Below are 5,266 nucleotides of genomic sequence, written 5' to 3'. Positions count from 1 at the left end.
AAAGGTGGGCGACATCGTCTCGGAATCCACGGGCGACTTCATATCGGTACGCCTGGGCGACTTCGTCGGAATCCGCAGCTTATGCGCTCGGCGCAACGTTGGTGTTGTCTGGCAAGATCGAGCCGGCCAAGCTCCTGGCCGCTTTGGCCGATCCAGCCGGCGGAGAGACTGGGTCGACGAGCGGCATCTCGCAGCCTGACAATGCGGTTGAGGCCGCAGCAACCGCGATTGCGTCGATGTTCACCTCCATCACCCTCGGGGAGCGGGTCGACGTCGCCGGTCCCAAAGAGGCCGGACGCAAGATCACCAACCGGATTTCCGAGCATGGGCTATCCGAATGGCTGGCCACGGTGCGGCGCCATCACGAGGGAACGTTCCAGCACTGCCTGCTCGTGACCGGCGTCGCGGTCGATTTCGGCCTCAGTCTCGGTTTTCGTAAAAGTGACCTTGAACGGCTCTCCACCGCTGCCATGTTCCACGACATAGGCAAAGCGAGGGTGCCCTTGGCGATCCTGGACAAGCGAGGACGCCTCGACGACGACGAGCGAGCGTTGGTCGAAACTCACCCGGCGACGGGTTACGATGTGCTGAAGGGGCACGGGGACATCTCACCGGAAGTCCTCGATGCGGTGCGGCACCATCACGAGTATCTCGATGGCAGCGGCTATCCTGACCGCCTCTGCGCGAAGAGCATCACCGACATCGTTCGCATTCTCACCATTTCGGATATCTTTGCGGCGCCGATCGAACAGTACAAGGTGACAATGCCGCGCGCGGCAGCGTACGAGATTATCTGCGGTATGAGGGGAAAGCTGGACAGGGCGCTAGTCGCCTCTTTCAAGGATGTCGCGCTTACCAGATGAATTCTGCTCGAACCTGTGCAGGAATATTCCACGTCTCCACTCAAGGCGTGATCGGAGGCGGTCTCATTTCCATGCACTTCGGCTTCTGGCCGCTAAGCCGAACGGCGTTTAAGTGAATGCAACGTCCACTCTTGCCGGTAATCCGGAGGTCGAGCCGCGCGTGCCTCGACCGTCGCTTTTTGTCCCTGAGCTGAAATAGGTCCGCGAGTGCCGAGGTTCGATTTCCACCTTTTCTCGCTCCTGTCCCGTCGTAAAGTGCTAGGCTTTGCGTGGTCGGTCAGGTTTTCCCGTGAGGGGGCACATGCGACGGCGCGAGTTCATTACGCTTTTCGCTTGCACGGCGGCGACGTGGCCACTCGCGGCGCGAGCGCGGCAACCGGCGAGACTAAAGCGGATCGCCTTCGTTAGCCCGGCTCTCAAAGTCAACGAAATGGGCCTGAGTGGTCCGCCGCAATACCGTGCCTTTTTCGAGGAGCTGAGCCGCCTTGGCTACGTCGAGGGCCAAAACCTCGTGGTTGATCGCTACTCGGGAGAAGGTCGACCGGAACGCTATTCCGAATTGGTTCGGGATGTGATCAACACACATCCCGACTTGATTTTAGCGGTGGCCGCGCGTCTATCGCTGGATTTTAAAATGGCGACGACGACAATTCCGATTGTGACAATAGTCAACGACCCGGTTGCCTTGGGACTTGTGGCCAGCATCGCGCGGCCGGGCGGCAACATCACAGGCGTCACCATCGGGACGGAATTGGAACTCATTGGAAAGCGGATCGAGCTACTGGTCGAGGCGATGCCGGGACTGTCCACTCTCCGTTACCTTGTGTCGCGATCGTACTGGGAAGACATGAGAGGTGCGGCAGCGCGCGAGGCAGCCCAACGAGCGGGTGTTTCGCTGAAGGCCGCCCTGCTGGACAGCGGCTTCTACCAGACAGAGTACCAGCGGATCTTCAGTTCGATGGAACGAGCAGATGCGCTCATGGTGTCAGATGAGGCCGAGCATCTCGCCAGTGGCGCGGCTATTGTTGAACTAGCCGCGGCGGGCCGCATTCCCACAATGTACGCTTACGGCGAGTACGTGCGACTCGGTGGACTGATGGCTTATTCGATTGACCTACCAGAGACCTTTCGGCGCCTCGCCAGCCTCGTCGACAAGGTTCTTAAAGGCAGCAGTCCCGGAGATATCCCCTTCTACCGACCGACCAAATTCGAGCTGAGTATCAATCTCAAGACTGCGAAGGCGCTCGGGCTCGCACTGCCCGCGATGCTGCTCGTCCGCGCCGATCAAGTTGTCGAATGACGTCGCTTGTTGGCCCTTCACCGAACTAGCGGCGCGCCTCGATGAGGTCCGCTTATTGAGGCACGGCGGACGGGATTCGCTCAGCTTGAGTTCTTCGCATCTTGACCCAAGGCGGACCCCCGCCCTTCCAAGCGAACTGCCATCCATCCGCTACGTCGTAAGCGGCGGCGATTTCTCATCAGGTTACCGCGTTTTTCCATTACCATTCTCAGGAGATCATGGTCTTCCCGCCGATCGTGCTTGCCGCCGGTTTGATCCTGATCGAGTTCAGGAACGTTGCGGCCGCAATCATGACCAAGATGCCAGCGAGACTCAGCGTGATCTGCATGGCAAGCCTATCCGAGATATCTATCAGTACTATGCGGCCGGCAAGCGCCAGCAGGACGCCGAGGCAATAGATTGCCAGGGAGTTCTCGCCACAGCGGATCGCCCCACGCATCACCGGAGTCGTAAGCCAACGCCAATCGCGAGGCACGACCCACGCAACCAGAATCGCGAGAGCAACAAAATGCAGCAGCCGCAAGGGCGAGAGATTCGATTTGTCCAGCAGGTAAGCCAGCTCCGCCAGCATTTGTGGGACCAGGGGTCTAATGCTCCAACTGAATGCGATCGTCAGGCCAAAAACCAAATAGAGAATGGCAATTGCAAGCGCCGTGCGCGAGGTCACCCACGGCCAGAACGTCTTGCCCTCGATGACACACCAGGCACCAAGAACAACCAGCAACTGCCAAGCCAGCGGATTGAAGAACCAGACGTCATTGGGCCATGCCGGGACGGACCAACCGAAGACGTGCACTAGCGCATAAAGCAACAGTGACGCGCCAAGCATTACATTCGGCATTCGCAGCATCAGCCACAGCAGCGGGGCGAATAGAAGATGATAAATCACGAAGAGCGGCAAGACATCGGAGTTGACTGGGCGGTATTGCAGGATCGCTGCATGCGCGAGCGCCGCGCCCGGCTGCTCCAGCAGAATGCGCGTGTTGCTTTCGTCGGCAATCGTGCCGCCACCGGCGAGGTAAACCAAGATGGCGCAAGCGAGAGTGAGCAGCAGAAATGCCGCATAAATGTCCCAGCTTCGCCACAGCGTACGGCTGACCACACTCGCCCAACCATCGCACCGACTTGCCTTGCCGTAAGCCAGCGCGCAGGTCACACCCGAGAGGAACATGAACACTTCCGCGGTATCACTAAAACCATAATTCCGCAGCGTCAGCCAGCTTCCGATGTTGTTGGGGACATGGTCAAGAAAGATGCACCATAGCGCGATACCACGGCACGCATCGATGCGGAGGTCCCGACCAGACCCTTTCAGCACTGGGAGGGCGCCCGCCAATGACTGCGCAGGATTCGCTGGCAGCTCGGATTCAAGTAGTGGCTGCTGACCGCGTAACGCCTTGCTTTCGATCTCCGCCAGCATCCGGCGGAAGTCTGGCGAGGGCATGTCGCGATGTTTGCCGATGTCAACAGGCACATCACTTTCGGGACGCCCGCGCATCATCGCGCGCGCCGCGGATAGATCGGTCGAACTGATCGCTACCATCTCGACGACAGAGCTACGTGGCGGGGCAGGCAGCATCATCCTGGTAGCGACGCACCGATAGAGCGGCATTGACGAGCCTTCCATCAACTCTTCGTCGGTAATGACTTCATACGAGCCCGCCGGTAACAGCCGCTCGATACTCGCGATCCGGAATGGACACTTGAAAACCACTGTTTCACGTCGCGATCGGACTGTCATCGTCATTCTCGCACATTGGTTACGGCACGCCGCTGCCAGGAGAATAGGCACCACGCTGACTATTGATTCTAATGTCTTTCTTTATTTGCTCCGTCTTGTCCGTCTCGCTGTCGCGCGCTCAAAAAGAGACCAGCGGCGTCAGTAGCAATTGCAGCGGGAGTTACTCGCCACCATCTTCGAGCACGCCGTTGCGAGCGATGGAGCCGGCCACAATTTGAAGCGAAGAACCAATCGTCCAACAGACTGCGATCAGAACGATCGAACCTTCAGAAACGACCTGATCAACGACAATCATGCTGACAGACAGAAACGCCGCAATCGCCGCAACGAATGTACCTGCCGCACTGAAGATCTGAGCCGCATCGGTGCCACGGTTCCGCTCTTCCGGTAGTCTCGAAGTCGCTCCCTGAACAGGACGGCCAGGCAGATCGATGCCGATATAGAAGCTGAAAGCTCCGTAGAGCATCATCAACAAGATGAACCAGCCGCTTCCAAACAGTTCGTTTTCCAGGCGCATCAATGCTGCGGCCACGTACAGGCCGCACGAGCCTCCAACCGTAGCGAGTCCAATCCTTTCAAACAGATGCGCCGATTTGATGAGAGCAGAAGGAGCTACCCATATGGTCGCCGCGACATAAGTATGCTTTGCCACAGATAATGCGCTGGGAACTACATTGCTAATTTTCATGTTGTTCCTCCCTTAACAGGTAGTCTACGGCGCGCGACGCGGTCAGCAGTCCGCACGCGTGGGTGCATTCACGTGTTTGGAACAGCAATTTTGAAAAAGTTTTGCCTACCGACGGCACTGGGCTGCCATTTAGATGGAGGCGGAGAGTTCGGCGCGTCGCCGTTTTGGCAGTCTGTCAGGCAAGCAATCCGCTTGACTGCTACGAGGACGCTACTCCGTTTCCGTTCCAAGACCTAATGATTAATGACTGCCGGCCGAGGTGGTGTGAAAATTCCGCCGGCCCACCGTATCGACGAAACTCTCGTGGATTGCGCACAATATCACAGTAGAAAACATTGCGGCGCGATTCTCAACGATGAGCATACCGTGCCTGATCGAACGGCTTGCGGGGCTCGTCGCGTTACCGGCCGCGCGGGAGAAAATTCTCAGCAGTAGTTGGAAATTTCCAGAGGCCGCCGGTGAAGGTGAGCAGGTGCGATATGGCCGCTGTTGGCCCCAAGGCCAAGTGGTCCAATCTGTTAGTTGCGGATCGGACCTGCCGCTCTGAAGCCTGCTTGCGCAACCAATCGCCAAGTATTCTACAGCTGTTCTTCAAGGATCAAGTTCACCGTCTCTTCTTGCCTGCTCGCCTTTTTGACTTCAGAACGTCGGCTTGGCTTTTGAAGGCGCGTGCT

General features: G+C 58.1%; 4 protein-coding genes. 2 read left to right on the top strand and 2 right to left on the bottom strand.

Going from position 1 to position 5,266, the window contains the following annotated elements; all coding sequences use genetic code 11:
- Both AC0L3K_RS40200 and AC0L3K_RS40195 read left to right on the top strand, forming a co-directional pair.
- The coding region (locus AC0L3K_RS40200; RefSeq protein ID WP_473368171.1) for an HD-GYP domain-containing protein at positions 1-863 on the top strand (863 nt) is incomplete at its 5' end.
- Positions 864-1,164: 301 nt separating this feature from the next.
- Positions 1,165-2,163, top strand: coding sequence for an ABC transporter substrate-binding protein (locus AC0L3K_RS40195; protein WP_473368170.1), 999 nt, complete (start codon positions 1,165-1,167; stop codon positions 2,161-2,163).
- 208 nt (positions 2,164-2,371) lie between these two features.
- Here the strand turns inward: AC0L3K_RS40195 and AC0L3K_RS40190 are convergent, their stop codons facing one another.
- A complete protein-coding gene (locus tag AC0L3K_RS40190; protein WP_473368169.1) occupies positions 2,372-3,904 on the bottom strand; it encodes an OpgC family protein in 1,533 nt (510 codons plus the stop codon).
- Positions 3,905-4,064: 160 nt separating this feature from the next.
- The gene (locus AC0L3K_RS40185; RefSeq protein ID WP_007601733.1) at positions 4,065-4,592 is read right to left on the bottom strand and encodes a hypothetical protein; all 528 of its coding nucleotides are present in this window, start codon (positions 4,590-4,592) and stop codon (positions 4,065-4,067) included.
- Positions 4,593-5,266: the final 674 nt, after the last annotated feature.

The sequence above is a fragment of the Bradyrhizobium sp. MI1.10 genome, assembly GCF_055811035.1.
This window is presented reverse-complemented; position numbering and strand designations above follow the sequence as displayed.

Bases quoted from the DNA above. Each gene is read 5' to 3' on its own strand.
- AC0L3K_RS40195 (WP_473368170.1), top strand. From the start codon at position 1,165: ATGCGACGGCGCGAGTTCATTACGCTTTTCGCTTGCACGGCGGCGACG.
- AC0L3K_RS40190 (WP_473368169.1), bottom strand. From the start codon at position 3,904: ATGACAGTCCGATCGCGACGTGAAACAGTGGTTTTCAAGTGTCCATTC.
- AC0L3K_RS40185 (WP_007601733.1), bottom strand. From the start codon at position 4,592: ATGAAAATTAGCAATGTAGTTCCCAGCGCATTATCTGTGGCAAAGCAT.